Annotated in this window: 23 protein-coding genes and 1 tRNA gene; 10 read left to right on the forward strand and 14 right to left on the reverse strand. The window is 48.3% G+C overall.

The window, feature by feature from the left end; genetic code table 11:
• Positions 1–274 precede the first annotated feature (274 nt).
• Positions 275–643, reverse strand: coding sequence for a hypothetical protein (locus MES37_RS13960; RefSeq protein ID WP_237931783.1), 369 nt, complete (start codon positions 641–643; stop codon positions 275–277).
• 208 nt (positions 644–851) lie between these two features.
• Here MES37_RS13960 and MES37_RS13965 point away from each other — a divergent pair.
• Positions 852–927: transfer RNA gene (locus tag MES37_RS13965), tRNA-Thr, on the forward strand.
• A gap of 285 nt (positions 928–1,212) precedes the next feature.
• Here the strand turns inward: MES37_RS13965 and MES37_RS13970 are convergent.
• Positions 1,213–1,455, reverse strand: a complete 243-nt coding sequence (locus MES37_RS13970; RefSeq protein WP_074388583.1) for a DinI family protein — start codon at positions 1,453–1,455, stop codon at positions 1,213–1,215.
• 104 nt (positions 1,456–1,559) lie between these two features.
• Complete coding sequence (locus tag MES37_RS13975) at positions 1,560–2,990, reverse strand: lytic transglycosylase F (protein ID WP_232886923.1); 1,431 nt, start codon at positions 2,988–2,990, stop codon at positions 1,560–1,562.
• 380 nt (positions 2,991–3,370) lie between these two features.
• Here MES37_RS13975 and cspE point away from each other — a divergent pair, with 380 nt between their 5' ends.
• From cspE to MES37_RS13990, 3 genes are all read left to right on the forward strand, one after another.
• The gene (cspE, locus tag MES37_RS13980) at positions 3,371–3,580 is read left to right on the forward strand and encodes a transcription antiterminator/RNA stability regulator CspE (RefSeq protein WP_034456078.1); all 210 of its coding nucleotides are present in this window, start codon (positions 3,371–3,373) and stop codon (positions 3,578–3,580) included.
• 280 nt (positions 3,581–3,860) lie between these two features.
• Positions 3,861–4,019: a YqaE/Pmp3 family membrane protein gene (locus MES37_RS13985; RefSeq protein WP_064547671.1), complete on the forward strand. Its 159-nt coding sequence runs from the start codon at positions 3,861–3,863 to the stop codon at positions 4,017–4,019.
• Between the two features lie 159 nt (positions 4,020–4,178).
• Positions 4,179–4,484 (forward strand): hypothetical protein, encoded by a 306-nt coding sequence (locus MES37_RS13990; protein WP_064547669.1) that lies wholly within the window; start codon positions 4,179–4,181, stop codon positions 4,482–4,484.
• A 14-nt stretch (positions 4,485–4,498) separates the two neighbouring features.
• Here MES37_RS13990 and MES37_RS13995 read toward each other — a convergent pair whose 3' ends face one another.
• Positions 4,499–5,026 carry a DUF523 domain-containing protein gene (locus MES37_RS13995; RefSeq protein WP_237931786.1) on the reverse strand — a complete coding sequence of 176 codons (528 nt, stop codon included), beginning with the start codon at positions 5,024–5,026 and terminating at the stop codon, positions 4,499–4,501.
• A 155-nt stretch (positions 5,027–5,181) separates the two neighbouring features.
• Here MES37_RS13995 and MES37_RS14000 point away from each other — a divergent pair, with 155 nt between their 5' ends.
• Positions 5,182–5,889, forward strand: a complete 708-nt coding sequence (locus MES37_RS14000) for a CTP synthase C-terminal region-related (seleno)protein (protein WP_064547665.1) — start codon at positions 5,182–5,184, stop codon at positions 5,887–5,889.
• On the opposite strand, the gene MES37_RS14005 is transcribed toward MES37_RS14000, so the two are convergent.
• Entirely contained in the window at positions 5,890–7,098 is a 1,209-nt protein-coding gene (locus MES37_RS14005; RefSeq protein WP_237931788.1) for a CynX/NimT family MFS transporter, read from the reverse strand.
• Between the two features lie 97 nt (positions 7,099–7,195).
• Between MES37_RS14005 and MES37_RS14010 the strand changes: the two genes are divergently transcribed.
• Positions 7,196–7,984: an AraC family transcriptional regulator gene (locus tag MES37_RS14010; protein WP_064547660.1), complete on the forward strand. Its 789-nt coding sequence runs from the start codon at positions 7,196–7,198 to the stop codon at positions 7,982–7,984.
• 5 nt (positions 7,985–7,989) lie between these two features.
• On the opposite strand, the gene MES37_RS14015 is transcribed toward MES37_RS14010, so the two are convergent.
• The 3 genes from MES37_RS14015 to yeaG form a co-directional block, all read right to left on the reverse strand.
• Positions 7,990–8,436, reverse strand: coding sequence for a DUF441 domain-containing protein (locus MES37_RS14015; RefSeq protein WP_064547727.1), 447 nt, complete (start codon positions 8,434–8,436; stop codon positions 7,990–7,992).
• A gap of 199 nt (positions 8,437–8,635) precedes the next feature.
• A complete protein-coding gene (locus tag MES37_RS14020) occupies positions 8,636–9,919 on the reverse strand; it encodes a YeaH/YhbH family protein (RefSeq protein ID WP_064547658.1) in 1,284 nt (427 codons plus the stop codon).
• A gap of 70 nt (positions 9,920–9,989) precedes the next feature.
• Positions 9,990–11,924 (reverse strand): protein kinase YeaG, encoded by a 1,935-nt coding sequence (gene yeaG / locus MES37_RS14025; protein WP_064547656.1) that lies wholly within the window; start codon positions 11,922–11,924, stop codon positions 9,990–9,992.
• Positions 11,925–12,408: 484 nt separating this feature from the next.
• On the opposite strand from yeaG, the gene MES37_RS14030 reads away from it, so the two are divergent.
• Positions 12,409–13,158 carry a MipA/OmpV family protein gene (locus tag MES37_RS14030; protein ID WP_133522605.1) on the forward strand — a complete coding sequence of 250 codons (750 nt, stop codon included), beginning with the start codon at positions 12,409–12,411 and terminating at the stop codon, positions 13,156–13,158.
• Between the two features lie 91 nt (positions 13,159–13,249).
• Positions 13,250–14,101 (forward strand): aldo/keto reductase, encoded by an 852-nt coding sequence (locus MES37_RS14035; protein ID WP_064547652.1) that lies wholly within the window; start codon positions 13,250–13,252, stop codon positions 14,099–14,101.
• Here the strand turns inward: MES37_RS14035 and MES37_RS14040 are convergent.
• Positions 14,098–14,985: a D-hexose-6-phosphate mutarotase gene (locus tag MES37_RS14040; protein ID WP_237931789.1), complete on the reverse strand. Its 888-nt coding sequence runs from the start codon at positions 14,983–14,985 to the stop codon at positions 14,098–14,100. The genes MES37_RS14035 and MES37_RS14040 overlap by 4 nt on opposite strands.
• 76 nt (positions 14,986–15,061) lie before the next feature.
• The gene (gene gapA, locus MES37_RS14045) at positions 15,062–16,057 is read right to left on the reverse strand and encodes a glyceraldehyde-3-phosphate dehydrogenase (RefSeq protein ID WP_064547648.1); all 996 of its coding nucleotides are present in this window, start codon (positions 16,055–16,057) and stop codon (positions 15,062–15,064) included.
• A gap of 345 nt (positions 16,058–16,402) precedes the next feature.
• On the opposite strand from gapA, the gene msrB reads away from it, so the two are divergent.
• Together msrB and MES37_RS14055 are read left to right on the forward strand one after the other, a co-directional pair.
• Complete coding sequence (gene msrB / locus MES37_RS14050) at positions 16,403–16,816, forward strand: peptide-methionine (R)-S-oxide reductase MsrB (RefSeq protein ID WP_064547646.1); 414 nt, start codon at positions 16,403–16,405, stop codon at positions 16,814–16,816.
• Between the two features lie 42 nt (positions 16,817–16,858).
• Complete coding sequence (locus MES37_RS14055) at positions 16,859–17,134, forward strand: YeaC family protein (protein WP_121815777.1); 276 nt, start codon at positions 16,859–16,861, stop codon at positions 17,132–17,134.
• A 98-nt stretch (positions 17,135–17,232) separates the two neighbouring features.
• Here MES37_RS14055 and MES37_RS14060 read toward each other — a convergent pair whose 3' ends face one another.
• From MES37_RS14060 to sppA, 4 genes are all read right to left on the reverse strand, one after another.
• Positions 17,233–18,504, reverse strand: a complete 1,272-nt coding sequence (locus MES37_RS14060; RefSeq protein ID WP_237931791.1) for a glycoside hydrolase family 18 protein — start codon at positions 18,502–18,504, stop codon at positions 17,233–17,235.
• Positions 18,505–18,668: 164 nt separating this feature from the next.
• Positions 18,669–19,298, reverse strand: a complete 630-nt coding sequence (gene pncA / locus MES37_RS14065; protein ID WP_237931793.1) for a bifunctional nicotinamidase/pyrazinamidase — start codon at positions 19,296–19,298, stop codon at positions 18,669–18,671.
• Between the two features lie 9 nt (positions 19,299–19,307).
• Positions 19,308–20,324 (reverse strand): asparaginase, encoded by a 1,017-nt coding sequence (ansA, locus tag MES37_RS14070; RefSeq protein ID WP_064547638.1) that lies wholly within the window; start codon positions 20,322–20,324, stop codon positions 19,308–19,310.
• 93 nt (positions 20,325–20,417) lie between these two features.
• Positions 20,418–22,268, reverse strand: a complete 1,851-nt coding sequence (gene sppA / locus MES37_RS14075; RefSeq protein WP_064547636.1) for a signal peptide peptidase SppA — start codon at positions 22,266–22,268, stop codon at positions 20,418–20,420.
• Positions 22,269–22,289 lie beyond the last annotated feature (21 nt).

Here is a 22,289-nt window from a genome sequence, read left to right on the forward strand (position 1 = left end):
GCTCAAGAGTTGTGGTGTTAATAAACCGTAAATATATCGTCATGAGAATATAACCAAAATGATGTAGCACGGAAAAGAAGGACAATGTTGAAGGTGGGAATCAATTGATTTGAGTTGAGAAAGGGAAAAAGAGAGGGCGTGAAATATTTATTAGAGTGTGTTTACCTAAAATACGTAAGAGCGGGAAGATTCTACCCCCCGCTTTTATTGGTGGATGACAAGCCCTTCTTAACACTCACCGATTTGCCATATCCTGCCTGCGGCCTTTAGCAGATTACGTGTCAGGTTTTTCATACCGTGGTAATTGGGTTATCTCATAAGTGCTTGTGCTTTGTATGGTGCAGCGATCTGGATTCGGGTTCCCCGAATAAAACAAGTAGTACTGCTGTTTTTCAGGGAAGAAAACCAGGTCATCTCCATTCTGAAAACTGGTGACACGAAAAGGAACGTCATTCTTTGTTTTGGTTTTCTTCACGCCTGAAGCAACCAGAAAGTGATCATCCCACTTCATTGTCGAAAGGTTATGGCTAAACCGTGATATGACAACATTTTCGCGCATTGGGCATGACAGTTTGGTCGCAGTGGCGGCAAAGGCGGATGATTGAATGAAGCCTAAAAGGCTAATGAAGAGAATGAGTTTCATAAAACACCTCATTTTGTAATGTATTGTAATACAAGGGTAACATGTCTAACCAAAGAACTTAACCTTGGGTGATTATTGGTTAAAGTTTATTCAAAATCGCGAATTTTCATTTATGGCTGGTTGTTTTAAAAACAATAAGTTGAATTTTTAAGCGAACGATTCGCAGGGAATTGCATAGCTGATAGGCTTTGTGTAGAGTGTTCTCCACGCCGACTTAGCTCAGTAGGTAGAGCAACTGACTTGTAATCAGTAGGTCACCAGTTCGATTCCGGTAGTCGGCACCATATTTAAAAAAACCACCTTTCAGGTGGTTTTTTTTCGTCTGTGCCTTAGCCAATGTGAAGTGATTGAGAGGAAGCTTAACGGCAAACACTTCCTCAATGACTCTGGGGTTAGATCCACCCCTGATGGCTTGCAAACCAAACTACAATTGCCACCACAATTAATATCACCGTTGTTTTTCTCATGCTTTCTCGACCTGTTTAAAAGATTTTGGGCATAGTATTGCGTAGCTCAGAACAGGAGAAAACTCGTGAAAATCCTCGTTTCAGCAATACCGCGGATGATATTTACTCTTCAGAAACCAGCCAAAAATCTGCTTCGTCGAACATTTCTTCAACCAGACGGTTAATTTTCTCTTTTTCATTCTTGGTGCAATCACTGTTTACTGCATTAGCTTGCATTGGTTTCACCCTGACTTGCGCATCAGGGAAGAGGCCGTGAACTCGCCTTGTTAATTCTGCAAGAATCTTTTCATTTGCACCGGGAAGTCCCGCCACATTTCGTTTGTCGTAAACCAATTCAACGAACATTAATACTACCCTCTTAAAGCTGTGTTTTTGTACAGTAATAAATCTCTGCATTCAAGGCAAGTGGAGTTACCCAAAAAAGAAACTCAATAAAAAAATTGCGCTGCCTATTCCACTTTACTGGCATCAGGTGGGGTGTCAGCCTTACGTGCTTTCGCCTGTTCCATTATGAGTTGGTAGGCTACGTAATACTTGAAGATGTTGCTTACATATTGAACAGTTTCATTGCCGATACGTAGTTGTGCAATACGTTCGACATTGTTAAACCAGATATTAGGGTCAAGTCCTTTGGTTGCTGCCTCTTTGCGTAGACGGGCTATTTTGGCTGGGCCAGCATTATAAGAGGCGAAAGTGAAAAGTAATTTATTCAGATCGGTCATTTTCTCATCAGCAAAATAACGATCACGCATAAAACGGATATATTTTACCCCTGCATTAATATTAGGGTCGATCAACCTAATATCGCCGACTTTTAACTCTTTGCCGGTTGTTGGCAGTACCTGCATCACTCCAATTGCGCCACTTTTGCTACGAACTGTTTGGTCAAGGCGTGACTCTTGATACCCTTGTGCGGCCATCATCAGCCAGTCGACATTGTATTGCTCGCCGTATTTGCGGAAAATTTCTGTAACCTGATGAAACTTCTCTAATTCAGCTTGTGAACGTGCATCTTTTACCCATTTGGTGTTGCGCAAATATTTATAAACCTGCTGATTACCAAAAGAAGTGCCAATTTTATGCGCGGCAGTAAATTCATCGAGCTGTGCTTTCAGAAGAGGGGAGTTCTTACGCATTGCCAATGCGATAGAGCTATCATCACGGAGTGTAATATTTTCATAAACGACCAGGTTTGGATAAATCTGTGTCCACAATATGGCCAGGTAACGATCGACTACGGTGTAATCGGCAAGATTGGCATTCACCATCTCCAGAATGTCTTCCGGCTCGAAATTACCAGGGGCTTTGATAACGACTACGGGTGGCAGTTTTTTCTCGGCCAGGCTCTTATTCAGTGTTTCAATGCTGGAGACATAACTCGTCGACGGATTGACAAACACGGATTGCCCCGAAAGCGAATCGGCATTTTTGAGCTCGGGTGCCTTATTACTCGCAATGACCAACTCAGGGACATTGGTTACTAACGGCGTACTGAAATCGACCAGTTTTTCGCGTTCAGGAGTGATCGTCAAGTTAGCAGCGATGACATCGCCACGTCCGGCGATAAGCTGAGGAATAAGTTGGTCCCGTGCTGTTGGTATAAAAACAAGATGTGTTTTTTGTGAAGGTTTAAGACCTTTATTGATTTGTTTATCAAACTGTTGCATCAACTCCAACATGATGCCCCGCTGAGTCCCATTGTTATCAATAAAGTAAAAAGTTTTACTATAAGGAATCAAAACGCGAATGATGCGCCGCTGTTTCATCACATCATAGTCACCAAAAACCGTATTGATTTGAGTATCAAACTTCAAAGGCTGGTCATCGGTGGCTGCATGCGTCATCGGCAAAAATGAGGAAAGTAAGAGTAACACCCACATTAAGCGCACCATGGTGACATCACCTAAAAATTCTGGCTGCGTACCGTTTAACTATAGCTCGCGCGATGATGTTTTGATTGAAAAATACTCCATATGCAGCGTTACAGAAATGGGTACGGAAGGGGGGTTATGTTAATGAGAAAATTATTATTTGAAAATAATTCTTGCTTCCAGAACGCTGCCGTGCGTTAATGCGTCATCGGTTTGGAAGACAGACCTTATGAAAGCAGTTTTAGTAAAGCAGTCCTCAGTTCAAGCGCTATCAAGTCATCAGATACCCTTCTTCGTGAGTCTCCTCCTAAGTGCCTAAATAAGAAACGTTCTGCAATACAGACCACGTTCGCCATATAAAATGGCTATAAAATATTGAGGAAGTATCTATGTCTAAAATGACTGGTTTAGTAAAATGGTTCAACCCAGAAAAAGGTTTTGGTTTCATCACTCCTGACAATGGTAGCAAAGATGTGTTCGTTCACTTCTCTGCCATTCAGAGCAATGATTTCAAAACTCTGGACGAAGGTCAGAAAGTTGAGTTCTCTGTTGAGAACGGCGCTAAAGGTCCATCAGCAACTAACGTTGTTGCTCTGTAAGACTGCTAACGCATAACTGCGACTGACGCATGCGAAGACGGTGAATAACCCGAGCCGGAAGTCAAAGTGAATAAACCCGCCATGTGCGGGTTTTTTGTTATCTAAAATCCACTAAACCCCGCTTTTTTCCTTATTATTAATCACATAATATTAATGAGGTTATCGCTGTTCTTTACATTAATTAACGATATACCTTCAGTTGGTTTACGCTGAGTAGACTATGCTTGTAGCGGAATATACTTTTTTATATGTATATAACATTAATAACTGGAGTTTTTTTATGGGCTTTTGGCGTATTGTTTTTACGATTATTTTACCACCGCTTGGTGTATTGCTGGCTAAAGGATTCGGTTGGGCATTTATTCTGAATATTGTACTGACACTGTTGGGCTATATTCCTGGATTAATCCACGCGTTTTGGGTGCAAACCCGCGATTAATAAAATAAAACCTATTCATTGCTTAAAAGCTGGCGGGGCGGGTGACAACACGAGTCGCTCGCCAGAGGTGCCCGGCTGGATTTATCTGCCCTCTGTTTACTTTTACACCTAAGAATGTTCTGATATAGCCAATTATTTGATGAGCTACAGAGTCGTTTTATGTTTCAGTTAAAGCCGGGAATGCTGGCAATGATTATTGGTTCCCGTACTGCCGCAGGGCGTGTGAACATCGGTAAATCAGTCGAGCTTTTTGGCCTGTGCGAGCCTGGCGAAAGTTTTGTTAATCCGGTTACTGGTGTGGTAACGCAACTTCCTCATGATGCAAATCATCCGCTATGGTTGGTGACGGGTAATGTGGTGGCGTTCGATGGGCGCGAAGGTTATACCTTTGTTCGGGCAGAATATCTGATGCCACTCGACAAGACATTATTGCCAGAGAGCGAACAACAGCAGGTTGTGCAGTGATCGACTGTTGGGCTTCATTCGCGATAGCTATCTTCTTCATGCGTTAACTCTCCGTCTAAAGCCTCAATGCGGGCAATTAACGCAGGAAGCTCACTTTCAGCGTAAACCTCGATACCATTTTGTCGTAGTAATGCTGCAGCCACTCCCATTCCAGGCTGTGTGACTCCCTGAAAAGTTCCGTCGTAAATCTTCGTACTGCCGCAAGTTGGGCTGCCATCGGTCATTAATGCCAGGCGACATCCAGAGTCTTGAGCCGTTTTTAATGCCAGGAAAGCTGCCAATAGATATGCCTGACTCACATCTGAACCATCACTTTCCTGAATTTTTGCATCGCCATTAAGCGCAGCAGGGCCACTACCACCCACTAGTTCAGCAGGCAAACGCGGCGTCGTGAGGCCTGCGGCCAATTCAGGGCAATGGACGATGAGCCGTTGTTCTTGTTGCCAGCGTGCTAACACACTATTTATGAGAGGTTTATCCTGCCCGTTATAGCGAACTTTAAAGCCCATCAGGCAAGCACTAATCAGTATTTTTGTTTTCATTTCGCCACGTAAAGTCGGGTGAGAAAAGTACGGTACACTACTGTGATGGTGCTGCGCCACCCTGCTAATTTTGGGCGTTGCAAGGCAAAAGGTAGTGGCATACTCTATTATTCCTTATGTAGTAGCTGCTGTTAAACATAAGGATAATCAAATAAATGCCTCCATTACCTTTGAAAGAAACGCTGCGTGTTGCGCTGGTGGGTGATTACAACCCTGCGGTGATCGCACACAAGGCAATTCCTCTGGCTTTAGATAATGCAGCTGAATACCTTGACGTAACTGTTGACTATGACTGGCTGCCTACACCTGAAGTAACAAGTCCGGAGGATCTGGTGGGGTATGACGCCATCTGGTGTGTTCCTGCTAGCCCCTATCAAAATGAAGACGGTGCTTTTCTGGCAATCCGTTACGCTCGTGAGAACCAAATTCCGTTTCTTGGCACATGCGGTGGCTTCCAGCACGCCGTTATTGAATATGCGCGCAATGTCCTGGATTTGGGAGATGCGGGTCATGCAGAAACGAGTCAACAGGGAAGCCTGGTCATTGGGCCATTGAGTTGCTCACTGGTGGAGAAATCCGATGCTATTGAGCTAAAACCTGGGTCACTGATCGCTGAGGCCTATGGGCGTTCGATAATTGAAGAAGGCTACCATTGCAATTACGGTATTGCCGACTTTTTTGCCGGGCAACTGGAGACATCTCAATTGCAGCCAACCGGGTGGGATAATCAAGGTGAAATCCGCGTAGTTGAGCTTCGTGGACATCCTTTTTTTGTCGGAACACTTTTCCAGCACGAACGTAATGCATTGAAGGATAAACCTGCGCCGCTAGTTGAAGCGTTGCTAAAAGCGGCGCAGCGTTAATCAGGAAGGGTGGCCAGGTTGTGCTGGGCTGATGATCTGTGCATCACGCCCGGCAAAACCACCAAATACCGCCATCACGCACGCCAACACTGCGCACCCAAGCAGTGGCAAGCTCCACTGGCCAGAGAGATCGTGTACTTTCCCCATCATCGGCGGCCCGAAAGCCGCTAATAAATATCCCATACATTGCGCCATACCAGACAATGCGGCGGCCTGATGAGCACTATTTGCCCGCAAGCCGATAAACGTCAGGCCAAGAATCATCGTCGCACCAGAGCCAAAGCCAAATATCACGACCCAAACACTGGTGAAGTCTGGAATTAACAGTAAACCAATTGCGCTCAGTCCACACAACAAGGCCATGAGGATGGCGATACCGCGATGGTCTTTCATTCGGCCTAAAATCATGCCGATAAATAAACCGGGTGCGGCGGTGGCTAATTGCATCAGGCCATGCAACGAACCCGCTTGCGCTTCACTATAACCGTGACTTATCAGTATCGAAGGCAGCCAGCCAATCACCACATAATAAATGAGCGAATTGATCCCCAAAAACAGAGTCACTTGCCAGGCAAGCGCAGATTTCCAGATCCCCCGGTTATGTAAGGCATTACTGTTGCTTAAGGTCGATATGTTGTGATTCGACAACTGCGGCAGCCAAACTAGCAATGCTACCACGGGGAAAACCATCAGCGCCATCAGTGCGCCTGGCCAGCCGTAACCGTGTTGCGCGATGGGAACCACCATCATTGAGCCGATAGCTGCAGCAACGCCCATGGTCAGTGAATACGCACCAGTGAGTCGCGCCACTTGCCCCGGGTAATCGCGCTTAATCAATCCGGGCAAAAGCACATTCCCCATGGCGATCCCACAGCCAATAATCGCGGTGCCACTATAGAGCAGCACTGTGTTTCCCATCGAACGCGCAGCAATTCCCACACAGATAATCAGCATAGCTGCAAACAAACTACGTTCGATACCGAACCGGCGTGCAATCCCTGCCGCCAGTGGAGAAACAATCGCAAAGGCTAAAAGTGGCAGGGTGGTAAGCACGCCCGTTTGTGCAGTTGTGAGGCTGAAGGATGCGCGAATCATATCCAGCAATGGCGCCGCGCCGGTAAACGTCACGCGCAGCGTGGTGGCTATCATTAAAATGCCGAGCAGCAGCAGACCGTTTTTTTTCACATTTGAAGTTGAAATTGAAGACATACACATACCTCGTAAGACGATGCGCACAAGATACATGTTTTGGGAATGGAAGAAATCAACGTAAAATGCCAGCTTATCCCTAAAACCGGACAATATTATGGAGCGTGGCTTAGCCCTGGAAGGATTCGACCCTGATAGCAATCGACATCCTGCTCAGGCGTTTAGCATCCTGGTTTCTGAAACTGAGAACGAAATTGCCTTCCATCAGCATCGCAAAGGCCAACTGATTCTGGCTTTGCATGGCGGGATTACTTGTGAAGTTGAACAGGCGAGGTGGATGGTTCCCACACAGCATGCAGTCTGGATCCCCGGTGAAATGCCACACAGTAATCGCGCGACCGCGAACGCCAGACTTTGTTTTCTGTTTATCGAACCCGATGTTGTGGAGATGCCATCACAATGCTGCACGTTGCGAATTACTCCGCTAGTGCGTGAATTGATCCTGCATCTGACACAGCAAAATGAACGCAATTTAGCGCAACCGGAGACGCACCGGCTGGTTCAGGTTTTGTTCGATGAATTGCCGCGCCAGGCTGTAGAGCAATTGCATTTGCCGATGTCGGGGCATCCTAAAATTCGCTTTATTGCTGAACGAATGGCTGCGGATCCACAGCAACGTCAGACGCTGGAGCAATGGGCTTCACAACTGGCGATGAGCGAGCGCAACCTTGCCCGGCTGGTGGTGAAAGAAACGGGGCTCAGTTTTCGCCGTTGGCGACAACAGTTACAACTGATTGTCGCGCTGCAGCTATTAATTGGTGGTGCTTCGGTGCAAAAGGTGGCCAGCGAACTCGGCTATGACTCGACCAATGCGTTTATTACGATGTTCAAAAAAGCGCTCGGTAATACACCTGGGCGCTATCTAGCCTCGCTAGAACCACAGTAGCTGATTCACTGTTTACCAATGACGAGCGACACAAGCCCTGCGGCAATCAGCGGGCCGACGGGCACTCCGCGGAATAATGCGACACCTAAAACCGTTCCTACCAGCAAACCGGCGACTAAACTCGGCTGGCTGCTCATTAAGGTCACACCACGACCGCCGAGCCATGAGACGAACACGCCGACTGCGATCGCAACCAGTGATTTCCAGTTGGTAAACGAGTGCAACAGTGTACTTGCAGGTAAAGTACCGCTAGCAATCGGAGCCATAACGCCAATGGTCAGAATAATAATCCCCACGGTCAGCCCCTGCTTTTCAATCCACGGGAAAAACTGACTCAGTGGGGTAACTCGGACAATAATGAGCACCAGAATGGATACCGCAACGGTGGTGTTATGGCTGACAAAACCCAGTCCGGCAAGCGCCAACAGGATTAATAGCGTAGAGTCGAAGATCATAGCTGTTCCTTGCGAAATATAAAGAGAAGGCTGTTTTTATTGTTATTAATAACTTTACGCGCAGGTGTGCTGTGACGTCAGCCTTTTTAAGTCGATACAGAGGATTTTGTGCAATTGCATGATAAAAATTAAGATTTTGCAATTAAGCGGGAGGGATTAAAAAGTCAGCCAGAATAAAACTGGCTGACTTGTGGTGTTAGCTGAAACTATTACTCGCCTGCTTATGGAACAGCTCACGGAATACCGGATAAATATCATCCTGATCGCGAATATGCTGCATGGCGAAGTTATCAAACGTTGACTGTAAGTCTTCGTATTCGCGCCACAGAGTCTGGTGGGCGCGGCGGGTGATTTCAATGTAGCTGTAATAACGCACCATCGGCAGTAATTTCTTCGCCAGTAATTCATGACACAACGGCGAATCGTCTGCCCAGTTATCACCATCTGAAGCCTGTGCAGCATAGATATTCCACAATGCCGGGTCGTAGCGCTCTTTCACCACTTCATCCATCAATTTCAGGGCGCTTGAAACAATCGTGCCACCGGTTTCCTGTGAGTAAAAGAACTCGTGCTCATCGACTTCCTTGGCCTGGGTGTGGTGGCGGATATAAACCACGTCCACGTTTTTATACGTCCGACTCAGGAACAAATAGAGCAGAATATAAAAGCGTTTAGCCATATCTTTGGTGGCCTGGTCCATCGAACCGGAGACATCCATTAAGCAGAACATAACTGCCTGGCTTGAAGGCTCAGGGCGTTTTTCATAATTTTTGTAGCGTAAATCGAAGGTATCGATAAACGGTACGCGGGCAATTTTCTCGCGCAGTTCAGCAATCTCTTTACGCAAGCGTTCTTCTTCAAGCAACTGCGCAGGTTCGCTGTTGCTTACCGTTTCAAGACTGTCTTCTAACTCATGTAACTGGCGACGTTTACCCGCAGTCATCGCGGTGCGGCGGGCCAGCGAGTTTTGTAACGAACGAACCACGCTGATATTGGCGGGTACGCCATTCGATGTGTAACCCGCTCGATGGGATTTAAACTCAGTAATTTGGCGATGCTGATTCTTCTTCAGATTCGGCAAGGCTAAATCTTCAAACAATAAGTCGAGATATTCGTCTTTCGAAATTTGAAAGACGAACTCATCCTGGCCTTCACCATCCTGGCTTGCCTGGCCTTGACCCGCACCGCCCCCTCCGCCACCCCCTTGCGGGCGTTCAATGCGGTCATTTTGCACGAAGTGATCGTTGCCCGGATGAACACGATGGCGCAGACCGCCACGACCCTGATGAAACATCGGTTCGCTGATATCTTCACTTGGGATCGAGACCGATTCGCCGCTATCCACGTCGGTGACCGAACGCTTGTTGATGGCCTCGGAAATCGACTGTTTAATCTGTGCCTTATATCGGCGCAAAAAGCGCTGGCGGTTAACCGCACTTTTATTTTTGCCGTTCAGTCGCCTGTCAATAAAATAGGCCATAGTTCCCCCAAACTTCTTTGCCAACTGCGCAGGGGGGCCACACTGTGTGGCCCCATCTTTGACTCAGCCGTTATGAAGATTTACGTACCCGCAGATACCATTCGCACAGCAGGCGAACTTGTTTGCGCGTATAGCCTTTCTCCATCATACGATCGACAAAGTCATCGTGTTTTTTCTGCTCGTCGGTAGAGGTTTTGGCATTGAACGAAATAACCGGCAGCAATTCCTCGGTGTTCGAGAACATTTTCTTCTCGATAACCGTGCGCAGCTTCTCGTAGCTCGTCCAGTTAGGATTACGACCATTGTTATGGGCGCGGGCACGCAGTACAAAGTTGACGATTTCATTACGGAAATCTTTCGGATTGCTGATGCCAGCAGGTTTTTCAATTTTTTCCAGCTCCGCATTCAGGGATTCACGGTCAAACAGCTGGCCGGTATCCGGGTCGCGGTATTCCTGATCCTGAATCCAGAAGTCAGCGTAGGTAACATAACGGTCGAAAATGTTTTGCCCGTACTCTGAGTAAGATTCGAGATACGCGGTCTGAATCTCTTTACCGATAAATTCAGCGTATTTCGGGATCAGGTAGCCTTTCAGATGCTCAAGGTATTTCTCTGCCATCTCCTGCGGGAACTGCTCTCGTTCGATCTGCTGCTCCAGCACATAGAACAAATGCACCGGGTTTGCTGCCACTTCAACGTGGTCAAAGTTGAACACGCGAGAGAGGATTTTGAATGCAAAACGTGTAGACAGCCCGTTCATGCCTTCGTCTACACCAGCGTAATCGCGGTACTCCTGGTACGATTTCGCTTTTGGATCGGTGTCTTTCAAACTTTCACCATCGTACACCCGCATTTTGGAGTACATGCTTGAGTTTTCTGGCTCTTTCAAACGCGAAAGGATCGAGAAGCGTGCCAGCGTTTCCAGGGTACCCGGGGCGCATGGTGCATGTAACAATTCACTGTGCGTGAGCAGTTTTTCGTAGATTTTTATCTCTTCGGAAATCCGCAGGCAATAAGGCACTTTGACAATGTAAACACGGTCAAGGAAGGCCTCGTTATTTTTGTTGTTACGGAACGTCACCCACTCAGATTCGTTGGAGTGCGCAAGAATAATACCGTTAAACGGTAGGGCAGAGATGCCTTCGGTCCCGTTATAGTTGCCTTCCTGGGTTGCGGTCAGCAACGGGTGGAGCACTTTAATCGGTGCTTTGAACATCTCGACAAATTCCATGATGCCCTGGTTTGCACGGCACAGTGCACCAGAATAGCCATAAGCATCAGGATCGTTTTGCGCGTGGTTTTCCAGTTTACGAATATCCACTTTACCGACCAGCGCTGAGATATCCTGGTTGTTCTCATCACCCGGTTCAGTTTTGGCAATCGCAATCTGCGCCAGAATCGATGGCCAGACTTTCACTACACGGAATTTTGTGATGTCGCCGCCAAACTCATGCAGACGTTTTGCCGCCCACGGCGACATAATAGTGCCCAGATAGCGGGTAGGGACGCCGTACTCTTTTTCAAGAATAGAAGCATCTTCTTGTGGATTAAACAGGCACAGCGGGTGGTCATTCACCGGGCTGCGTTCGCCATTAGCACTCAGCGTGTAAATTGGCACGCGCTGCATTAACGCTTTCAGGCGTTCAGCGAGTGATGATTTACCACCACCCACAGGCCCCAATAAATAGAGAATCTGTTTCTTCTCTTCCAGTCCCTGGGCTGCGTGTTTCAGGTAGGCAACAATTTGTTCAATGGCTTCTTCCATGCCATAGAACTCTTCAAACGCCGGATAACGGGAAATTACCCGATTCGAAAAGAGACGGGACAGCCGGGGCTCTGTGGCAGTATCCACCATCACTGGCTCACCAATGGCCATCAATAGCCGTTCTGCCGCATTGGCATAGGCACTGCGATCTTGCTTACAGATTGCAAGAAACTCCTGCAGTGTGAACTCTTCGTCCTTGGCAGCTTCATAACGCTGGCGATAGTGATCGAATATATTCATGGTATGCCGTCCTTTCGTATTTAGCACAGGTTAGAGAGCCGTTCGTATGAGTAATGGAGGCTCCCGGAAGACGTCTCCTGAATCTCGAGCAACCCTTATGCCAACTTCTCTTACCCGTCAATATTCAAGTTGTAAGCGCGTTTACTGCAACTCGAATGTTTCAGGGTAGCGTGGCATTTTCATTGCCGCGTTCAGCGTATTTCATCTTCCTAAAATAAAGCGTAGATGGCATTTGCAAAACTTGCATACGGCCACAAGCCAATTTCAATGACATATCAATAACTCATCCAAATAATTCTCCTTTTGTTGTAAAGGGAAGTGGTTGGTATCACATGTGATTCATAAAACTGAAAAGAAGATGAAACCTGTTTGCGAGATGTTGTTCAGTTGCTCTGATGTATCAAATTGGTAAAAAAGTTGGGGTGAGAAAGCAAGGGAGTTACACTCTAATTGCTAATTATTTGATTAAAGGACTTAAAGGATTGTGAGCAAATTCAAAATTATTACATTGGGTGTACTCATTGCATCAACTTTTCCTGCGGCGCAAGCAGCAGATGGCCCCTGGTCTGTAGGGGCGGCAGCTCTGGTAACGCCTAACATGTACAAAGGCGATCAAGACCGTTTGTATCCGATCCCAATGGTGGGTTATGAGGGGGAGAGTTTCTACCTGCGTGGCTTAACCGCAGGTTACTACTTGTGGAATGACCAGGCTGACAAGCTTTCCATCATTACCTACTATTCGCCGATCTTCTTCCGAGCGAAAGACAGCGACTCTAAAAGCATGCGCCAGTTGGATAATCGCAAAGCGACTCTGATGGCCGGGCTTTCTTATGTACATAACACGCAATATGGTTTCTTGCGCACTGTGCTGGCGGGTGACACGTTGGGCAATAGCAACGGCGTAAACTGGGATACCGCCTGGTTGTATCGCTACAACAGCGACAGATTGACGTTTACGCCTGGTATCGGGATAACCTTGAGCAGCGAAAACCAGAATGAATATTACTATGGCATCACTAAGAGTGAGTCGCAGCGCAGCGGTTTAGATTCCTATGACCCGGATAGCAGCTGGGCACCGTACGTTGAACTGTCTGTAAACTATAGGCTGACAGATAGCTGGAACGTCTTCGGTATGGGTCGCTACGTGCACCTGGCTAATGAAGTCACCGATAGCCCGATGATTGATAAAGAGTGGACGGGAATTTTGATGACAGGCATTACGTATAGTTTTTAGTCGCGCACTAACGCAGTGCAATTTATGCACTTATCCGGGGCGCTTGCGCCCCGTTTGCATTATGGTGGTGCAACTAGTTAAGGGGGATGTGATGGCAAAACAAATAATCTTTTCTGGAACACAACCGCTACCGGCAATTGGGCAAGGCACCTGGTATATGGGGGAAAAGTCTGCGCAATATGTCGAAGAGGTGAATGCACTAAGAGCGGGCATCGATCTCGGCCTGACTCTCATCGACACGGCAGAAATGTATGCCAATGGTGGGGCAGAAAAAGTTGTGGGTGAAGCTATTAGCGGCAGGCGTGATGAGGTTTACCTCGTTTCGAAAGTCTACCCCTGGAATGCCGCTGGGCCGAGCGCTATTCAGGCCTGCGAGCAGAGCCTGAAACGGCTAAAAACGGATTATCTCGATCTTTATTTGCTGCACTGGCGCGGGGATATTGCACTGGAAGATACGGTCAGCGTTATGCAGCAACTGGTGCAACAGGGCAAAATTCGTCGTTGGGGTGTTTCAAACCTCGACTATGCAGATATGCAGGAGTTGTGGCGTGTTACGGGGGGGCGCGAATGTGCCACCAATCAGGTGCTTTATCATCTTGCCTCACGTGGCATTGAGCATGATTTACTTCCCTGGTGCCAGCAGCAAAAAATGCCGGTGATGGCTTATTGCCCGTTAGCACAAGCAGGCCGTTTGCGTAGTGGGTTGATGAACCATCCTGTGCTTAATGATCTTGCACAGCAAAAAGGGATGACGGTTGCGCAGTTACTGCTGGCGTGGGTCATTCATCATGAAGACGTGGTCGCAATTCCAAAAGCAGGCAGTGTGGCGCATGTCAAAGAAAATGCCCTGGCGCTTGAGATTACATTGAAGCAGGAAGAAATCACTTTGATGGAAAAGGCGTTCCCGGCACCGGGCCGCAAAACGCCTTTAGATATGGTTTAAGCTTTTTTCGCGACGCTCAGTGTCGCCGCTAAGCGTGCAGGTTTATCTGCAGTTGCTTTCTGCGGTGCGCTTGCGCAGGCCGTTTCGACACAAACGAAAGTCTTGTAACCATCGTCTGGCATATCTGCCATAGAAGCAGACAATGCCGGGCCAGGGTTCCAGCCAACCACGTTAACGTGATGGTGATGTACAACATTGATAGTGCGGTTCAGGCTTGCATCATGGATAACGCTGCACTCTTCTGGTTCCAGATACACACGGTCAGTACGGTCCGGGAAGGTCTGCACGCCGTCAGTTAACTGGCCTTCAGAAGCATTAAGCACTTTATCGATATATTTTTTACCCAGCCCGCTCACTTTCACATCAGCAATATCGCCAACATTAAAGTAAGTGTGTAGTGCGGAGTTAACCTCGAATTCGCCGTGCGCTTCCAGTTCCATCTCACAGGTTTTACCCAGTTTGTAACGTGCATACAGGGTGAAATCGTGTGGCCAGAATTTACGCGTTGCATCGCTGCTTTGTAATTCGAAAGTCAGAGAAACGCCGCTTTCATCTTCGTTATGTGCGCTCAAAGCCCATGGCAAGTTACGGGCAAAACCGTGCGCGGGTAAGTCTGATTGCGCGGCAGGGCCAAACCATGGCCAGCAGATTGGCACACCACCACGAATGGCTTTACCGTCCTGGAATGGGGTGTTGTCGCTCAGCCAAAGCACTTCTTCTTCACCAGCAGGTTTCCATGACAGCAGGTGCGCGCCTTGCAATGTCACAGAACCGCGAGCTTGTGGATGGTCAACAACGATAACTTCCAGCTCGTCAATTTGGCGGCGAGACACAGAAGAGGTGATTTGTTCAATAACCGGAAGGGCAAAAATTTTATTAATCATTTGTTCAACCTATCGATCAAAGGCGAAAAAAAAGGGCGACCACAGTCGCCCTTCAGGATTAATCACTCATCTCAACTTATTTGGAGATGTGAGCAATCAGATCCAGTACTTTGTGAGAGTAGCCAGTTTCGTTGTCGTACCAGGAAACCAGTTTCACAAATTTGTCGTTCAGTGCGATACCAGCTTTAGCATCGAACACGGAAGTGCAGATTTCGCCGTTGAAATCAGTAGAAACAACGTCGTCTTCGGTGTAACCCAGAACGCCTTTCATTGCGCCTTCAGAAGCCGCTTTCATTGCTTTCTTGATTTCTTCGTAGGTAGCCGCTTTTTCCAGACGAACGGTCAGGTCAACAACAGACACGTTTGGAGTTGGAACACGGAACGCCATACCAGTGATTTTACCGTTCAGCTCTGGCAGTACAACGCCTACAGCTTTAGCAGCACCGGTAGAAGAAGGGATGATGTTCTGAGCTGCGCCACGACCGCCGCGCCAGTCTTTATGAGACGGGCCATCAACAGTTTTCTGAGTAGCAGTAGTTGCGTGAACAGTGGTCATCAGGCCTTCAACGATACCGAAGTTGTCGTTGATAACTTTAGCCAGTGGAGCCAGGCAGTTAGTGGTGCAAGATGCGTTAGAAACGATATCCTGGCCAGCATATTTTTCGAAGTTAGCACCACGAACGAACATAGGAGTGCTGTCTTTAGAAGGACCAGTCAGAACAACCTTTTTCGCGCCAGCAGTGATGTGCTTACGAGCGGTTTCGTCAGTCAGGAACAGACCAGTTGCTTCAGCAACTACATCAACGTTGACTTCGTTCCACTTCAGGTTAGCCGGGTCACGTTCTGCGGTAACACGGATAGTTTTGCCGTTAACAACCAGGTGGCCGTCTTTGACTTCTACAGTGCCGTTGAAACGACCGTGAGTTGAGTCGTACTTCAGCATGTAAGCCATGTATTCAGCGTCTAACAGGTCGTTGATTGCAACGATCTCGATGTCAGAACGTTCCTGAGCAGCACGGAAAACAATACGGCCGATACGGCCAAAACCGTTGATACCTACTTTGATAGTCATATATTCCACCAGCTATTTGTTAGTGAATAAAAGTTGCCTGTAAAATTACAAAAACCTTACTCAGCGTCAAGCGGAATCGTGTCAATCATTGCGACAAATCAATCCTATGGACATCATTTGAACGACTGAACCGCCTCGCGCTCCCCTTTTGGCTCTATATCCAAATGGGGATGATACAAGGAATTTTAAAGATCAATTCCAACAAGAATGTGACACCGATCACAAATGGCGCTGAGCCAGAAATTCAGGGCTAAGTTTAGAACAAAAAACCGCACGGTGTTGTTAATTTTTTGTTAGAATCATGCTGTTATCAGTTACAGTACCCACTGCCCGAGATGTACGCATATGGCTAACCAATTACCTCCTGATTTATCGAAAAAAAACCTTTCTGAGATGCAGTTGTATGTCACCCAGAAGCATGGCACTGAGCCACCGTTTTCCGGTCGTCTGCTGCATAACAAGCGGGAAGGTGTCTATCACTGTCTGGTCTGCGACGCACCGTTGTTTATGTCAGAGTCCAAGTATGACTCAGGCTGCGGCTGGCCTAGCTTCTATGAGCCGGTGAGTGACAACGCAATCCGTTATATCAAGGACTTTTCACACGGCATGGAACGGGTAGAAATCCGTTGTAACAATTGCGAAGCCCATTTAGGTCATGTCTTCCCGGATGGCCCTCAGCCAACGGGTGAGCGATACTGCGTAAATTCAGCTTCGTTGAACTTCACCGATGATAAAAACGGTGAGCAAATCGAAGGCTGAAAAATCGATTCAGCAAATTATTCCACAGGAACTTGCCGCATGATGAACCTGGATGAAATGTTAGAAGCAATGACACCGGAAGTTTATCAACGTCTGGTGACCGCCGTTGAGCTGGGGAAATGGCCAGACGGTGTGGCACTGACACCCGACCAAAAAGAGAACAGTTTGCAATTAGTGATGATGTGGCAGACGCGTCATAACACTGACCCGCAACATATGACCATCGGCACCGATGGCAATATCGTGATGAAGAGTAAGCAGCAACTGAAAGCCGAGTTTGGTATCGAACCCGCGCCGATTTTGACCGTGAAGCTGTAACGAGTTGTTTTTTCTCCCTCTCCCTGACCCTCTCCCAATGGGAGAGGGGACAGATCGAGTAGGGTGGGTAAGCTTGCGTCACCCACCGAATAACGACGTTAATGCTCCGTTTTAATCCCTAAATCTTTGGCTAACTCTTTTGCCAGGCGGTTGTTGTCATCCGCGCCATACTCCCAGAACATCGCGCCACCTAAGCCTTTCGCTTTGATGTACTCTGCTTTGATTGCCACAGAACGTGGGTTCTCATAAGAGATGGCTAACAACGGCTTCCCTTCGGCTGACTTGACGGTCAAGTAGGGGACATGCGCGTCATCATCCCAGTTTTCAGTGAAGCGCTTTTGCGGGTCGTTAAGCATTTTGCTAACAATATCGTTATATTTCATGTAACTGTCTTTAGTCAGGTCAACGCCTAAGGACATAAACAGCGCTTTCTCGCTATCGCCGAAATAGGGTTGAGTGACCGGGTTTTTAGCCGCGTCTGGTTTATCCCAGTCAATACCTGGCTCAGTGGCGCGTTTAGGAATGCGGCCATAGAAACCGATGCCGAGGTTCATCTGCGCGGGTTTTAAGCCAGCTTTAATATAATTATCGACCACGAAATTCACGTTATATTTGTCAGCAGCCGCCACGGTTGGCCAGGTTTTCGAATCATACAGATTGGCGTTGAAGTACTGAGTGCCATACGCCATGTCGTAAGTCATCAGGTTGATGTAATCCAGCGCAGGCGCAATGGCTTTCACATCCACCCATTCGGTTGGGCTTTTCACGTTCGCGCCGACAGCAATTGTCAGCAGTTTCTCTTTGCCAAGTGCTGCACGCAGTTCATTTAGCAATGCGGTGAAATTAGCGCGATCTTCTGGAAGGCTTGCCACCAGCCCCCACGCGCCATTCACCGGATACTCCCAGTCCAGATCGATACCATCCAGACCGTAACGCTTGATCACATCCTGTACCGAACGGATAAAAACGGTGCGATTTTCAGGTGTAGCCGCCGCCCCAGAGAAACCACGCGCGCCCCAGCCGCCGACTGAAAGCAGGACTTTCAGTTGTGGATTCTGTTTACGCAGCGCAGGGATTTTCTCAAGGTCAGACATCACTTTTGGTGAAAGCCAGATTTGGTGAAGTTTAGAGGCATCTTTTAACGCAGGATTAGTCTCATCTTTTTCATCGTTATAGATCAGGCCAAACGAGTAGTTGAGATGGGTAATCTGGCGGACATCGAGTTTATCGATATCACCACCGGGCCCGGCAGTGACATCACCGCCACCGTTGAAATAACCTACCGAGAGGTAAGAGCTTGCCTGAGCCACACCAGCACAAGCGATTTGTATCACTGCCAGCAACGGCAGCAGCTTACGCGTGAAAACCATTGGGGAGTTCCTCTTTGACGGACAAATAAGAAATACAGCTAAAATGCTGTATAAATAAGCAACTTGATTATGAGAGCGCTCTCATCAATGAGCGAGCACTAAAAGTTCAGAATGAGAGCGGAATCGAAAAAAGGGGAAAGGGCGCTTTTACGCCCTGGAGTAAATTAGTAAGTAAAATCAGCGAGTGTCATCAGCGTAGCGCCAGCCGCTGACATATCCTGGAACGCCCGCAGGCTGTCTTGCGGATGCAGATTCACGCCACGGCAACCATCAGTGATAACCGTAACTTCATAACCCAACGACAACGCATCCAGTACCGTGAACTTGACGCAATAATCCGTCGCTAGCCCAACCACAATCAGCTGTTTAATCTCGTGGCGGAATAACCAATCGTCGAGCTGGGTTTTCTGGCGATGTCCATTGTCGAAAAAACCACTGTAGCTATCAACGAGGCGATTTTCGCCCTTTTGAAAAATAGCGTCGATTTCCTGCGCATTAAGCAAGGGGTGAAGTTCCGCGCCTTCACTGTTCTGAACACAATGATCCGGCCACCAGGTTTGTTTCAGCCCGTCGAGTTTCCCCTGCGTATAAGGCTCAGCTTTTTGCACGCGGGCAAAACTACCGTGATCTGCCGGATGCCAGTCTTGTGTGGCAAGCACCGCGTCACCACGGGCTTTACAATGCGCGATTAACGCGTTCGCCACATCAATCGTGCTGTCACCCTCAGGCACAGCAAGCGCCCCACCGGCGCAAAAATCATTTTGTAAATCGACTATCACTAACGCGCGTTGCATGGCTTCTCCTTACTCGTCAGGGGTGAGTTCGCCGCGTAAGTTGCGTGACATCGCCTCACGAATAGTCTGAGCATCCAGATTTTGGCTGAGTAGATAGTGCAGTTTAGTCAGTGTCGCCTCTACCGTCATATCGTAGCCGCTAATAACACCTGCTTGAGCCAACGCATTACCGGTCGCGTAGCCACCCATATTCACTTTACCGGACATACATTGCGTCAGGTTGACCACCACAATGCCGCGTGAACAGGCCTCTTGTAACTCTTTGAGGAACGCCCCGTGCTGTGGAGCATTGCCCACGCCGTAAGAACGCAGGATCAACGCTTTCACAGGCTGGCGTAAGAAATTACCGACCACATCCGCAGAAATACCCGGGTAAATCGTCACCACGCCAATCGGTTGTGGAGTGATCGGATGAACGATTAACTCGCCTTCACCGTGTGGTGCGGCAGGAGTATTCAGACGGCGAATGTGAATCCCGGCTTCAAGCAACGGTGCAAGATTCGGCGAGGCGAATGCATCAAAACCGTCGGCATGGGCTTTGGTGGTGCGGTTGCCACGGTATAGTCGATTGTTGAAGAACAGCGTCACTTCGTTTATCGGGAAGTTTGCCGCAACATAAAGTGAGTTGAGCAGGTTAATTTGCCCATCAGAACGCAGCTCGGCCAATGGAATCTGTGAGCCAGTTACAATGACCGGTTTACCGAGGTTTTCCAGCATAAACGACAACGCCGAGGCGGTGAATGCCATGGTGTCGGTACCATGAAGGATCACGAAACCATCGTACTCGTCGTAATGCGCTTTGATGTCATCAGCAATGTGCTGCCAGTCTTCCGGTGTCATATCGGAAGAGTCCATTAGCGGCTGATATTCATGAATGGTGAAATCAGGCATTTCCGGGCGATGGAATTCTGGCATCAAAGCCAGCTGGCGTTGTAAGTGACCGGAGACAGGAATGTAACCGTGTTCTGAGCGCTGCATACCGATAGTACCGCCGGTGTAGGCAACGTAGATGGATTTCTTTTGCATGAGTGAACTCAGGGCTTTTACACAATGGGGCGCAGTATAAGACGGCAGGGCAAAAAAATCAGCCCGGTGAATACCGGGCTGATGTTGATATTATTATCGCACATCACCACAGGTGAGGCAGAAGGCATAGCGATTCTGCGGATCATTCATGGTGCCAAACTTATCGTTTTGCGCTTTCACCGCCAGAGCCGCATCCGCCAGTGGTGCAGGCAAATACGCTTGTAACGCTTGCGGCAACATGGCGCGTACCGAGCCGCTCATGCTCTCGAACACCATATCCAGGAAGCTTGGATCATCTTTCCAGAAATCCAGATGCCAGGTTTTCAGCTTCGCCAGTTCAGCGGCTTTTGCCACCGCATCGTCGAAATCACCCAGGCTATCGACCAGGCCGTTAGCTTTGGCATCCTGCCCAGTCCAGACATGGCCCTGCGCGATTTCATCAATTTGCTCTGGCGTTTTCTTACGAGAATCAGCCACCAGATTGATAAAACGCTTATAGCCATTTTCGATGGTCAACTGCATCATCTGCTGGACTTCCGGTGGTAACGACTTCGTCACCGCGACGTCGGCCAGGGCCGAAGTCGCCACGCCATCCGTGTGAACACCAATCGAATCGAGGCTGTTTTCCACGGTATTAATCACCCCAAAGATACCGATTGAACCGGTCAAGGTATTGGGGCTTGCGACAATATAATTGGCTGGCGTGGAAATCCAGTAACCGCCAGATGCCGCCATACCGCCCATCGAAACGACAATCGGCTTACCGGCTTCACGTGCGGCTTCCAGTTCATCACGAATCACTTCTGACGCGCTCACACTGCCACCAGGGCTGTTGACGCGCAGTACAATCGCCTTCACTTTAGGATCAAGACGCGCTTCGCGGATTTGCAACGCCGTGGTATCACCGCCGACCTGACCCGGAGTTTCCTGGCCGTCCATGATGGCGCCATCTGCGAGGATCACCGCAATCGCGTCACCTTTATCCTCAGGCTTTTTCACCACATAGTCATACATGCTGGTGTAGCTGAAATCTTTGCTTTCTTTGTTCCAGCCGAACTGCTTGATCATCGCTTTATCTACCGCCGCGCTACTCGCCAGTTCATCAACCAGTTTGTTATCCAGCGCGTATTTTGCGGTGTCGCCGCCGAGTTTTTGCAGGTTATCGAGCAAACCTTGCGCCCCAGGGAACACCTGCTGTGCCGTAATCTGGCGGTTAGCCGCAATGGTGCCCAGGTAGTTTTGCCAAAGTTCACCAATCCAGCGGCTATCGGCTTCACGCGCCGCAGGGGACATATCGTCACGAATAAACGGTTCGACAGCAGACTTATAAGTCCCAACGCGGAAGATATGCGTGGACACTTTCAGCTTATCGAGCAGCGTTTTGTAATACAGCGAATTCGTAGCAAAGCCGTGTAAGTCCACCACGCCTTGTGGCGACATCCAGATTTTATTAGCGAAGCTTGCCAGATAATATTGCCCCTGGTTGTAGCTATCACCTACGGCATAAACCGGCTTACCACTGTCGCGGAATTCGCGCAGCGCCTTACCGATGTACTGCATAGACGGCTGATCACCACCTGCAAAATCTTTTAAATCCAGCACAATACCGGTGATATTGCGGTCGTCTTTCGCCTGACGAATGGTATCGACCACATCAAACAGCGAGTTTTCTTGCAAGCGGTCAGAACTGGCGCCGAGCAACTGACGGCCAATGACACCTAATTTATTACTGACCGACGGCTTATCGACCACCACACCGGTGATATCCATCAATAACGCGCCGCGTGCAGGCTCTGCTGGGGCACTATTAATCTGTGCCCAGATCCCAACACCAACCAACACCAGCAGTACAAAAAAGAGATTGAGAATAAACTCTCGAATAAAGTTAAGCAGACGCCAGGTCCACTTAAAGAAACCGGCAATAAACCGCCCGATAGTGCGCATGTATTCTCCGAATTACCCAGT

This window comes from Buttiauxella sp. S19-1 (assembly GCF_022134725.1).
Lineage (GTDB): Bacteria > Pseudomonadota > Gammaproteobacteria > Enterobacterales > Enterobacteriaceae > Buttiauxella > Buttiauxella ferragutiae.

Bases quoted from the DNA above. Each gene is read 5' to 3' on its own strand.
- MES37_RS14000 (WP_064547665.1), top strand. From the start codon at position 5,182: ATGCCTCCATTACCTTTGAAAGAAACGCTGCGTGTTGCGCTGGTGGGT.
- MES37_RS14020 (WP_064547658.1), bottom strand. From the start codon at position 9,919: ATGGCCTATTTTATTGACAGGCGACTGAACGGCAAAAATAAAAGTGCG.
- MES37_RS14005 (WP_237931788.1), bottom strand. From the start codon at position 7,098: ATGTCTTCAATTTCAACTTCAAATGTGAAAAAAAACGGTCTGCTGCTG.
- MES37_RS13975 (WP_232886923.1), bottom strand. From the start codon at position 2,990: ATGTGGGTGTTACTCTTACTTTCCTCATTTTTGCCGATGACGCATGCA.
- MES37_RS14010 (WP_064547660.1), top strand. From the start codon at position 7,196: ATGGAGCGTGGCTTAGCCCTGGAAGGATTCGACCCTGATAGCAATCGA.
- MES37_RS13985 (WP_064547671.1), top strand. From the start codon at position 3,861: ATGGGCTTTTGGCGTATTGTTTTTACGATTATTTTACCACCGCTTGGT.
- gapA (WP_064547648.1), bottom strand. From the start codon at position 16,057: ATGACTATCAAAGTAGGTATCAACGGTTTTGGCCGTATCGGCCGTATT.
- msrB (WP_064547646.1), top strand. From the start codon at position 16,403: ATGGCTAACCAATTACCTCCTGATTTATCGAAAAAAAACCTTTCTGAG.
- MES37_RS13995 (WP_237931786.1), bottom strand. From the start codon at position 5,026: ATGAAAACAAAAATACTGATTAGTGCTTGCCTGATGGGCTTTAAAGTT.
- MES37_RS14040 (WP_237931789.1), bottom strand. From the start codon at position 14,985: ATGATTAATAAAATTTTTGCCCTTCCGGTTATTGAACAAATCACCTCT.
- MES37_RS14055 (WP_121815777.1), top strand. From the start codon at position 16,859: ATGAACCTGGATGAAATGTTAGAAGCAATGACACCGGAAGTTTATCAA.
- ansA (WP_064547638.1), bottom strand. From the start codon at position 20,324: ATGCAAAAGAAATCCATCTACGTTGCCTACACCGGCGGTACTATCGGT.
- yeaG (WP_064547656.1), bottom strand. From the start codon at position 11,924: ATGAATATATTCGATCACTATCGCCAGCGTTATGAAGCTGCCAAGGAC.
- MES37_RS14060 (WP_237931791.1), bottom strand. From the start codon at position 18,504: ATGGTTTTCACGCGTAAGCTGCTGCCGTTGCTGGCAGTGATACAAATC.
- sppA (WP_064547636.1), bottom strand. From the start codon at position 22,268: ATGCGCACTATCGGGCGGTTTATTGCCGGTTTCTTTAAGTGGACCTGG.
- MES37_RS14035 (WP_064547652.1), top strand. From the start codon at position 13,250: ATGGCAAAACAAATAATCTTTTCTGGAACACAACCGCTACCGGCAATT.
- cspE (WP_034456078.1), top strand. From the start codon at position 3,371: ATGTCTAAAATGACTGGTTTAGTAAAATGGTTCAACCCAGAAAAAGGT.
- MES37_RS13970 (WP_074388583.1), bottom strand. From the start codon at position 1,455: ATGTTCGTTGAATTGGTTTACGACAAACGAAATGTGGCGGGACTTCCC.
- MES37_RS13990 (WP_064547669.1), top strand. From the start codon at position 4,179: ATGTTTCAGTTAAAGCCGGGAATGCTGGCAATGATTATTGGTTCCCGT.
- MES37_RS13960 (WP_237931783.1), bottom strand. From the start codon at position 643: ATGAAACTCATTCTCTTCATTAGCCTTTTAGGCTTCATTCAATCATCC.
- pncA (WP_237931793.1), bottom strand. From the start codon at position 19,298: ATGCAACGCGCGTTAGTGATAGTCGATTTACAAAATGATTTTTGCGCC.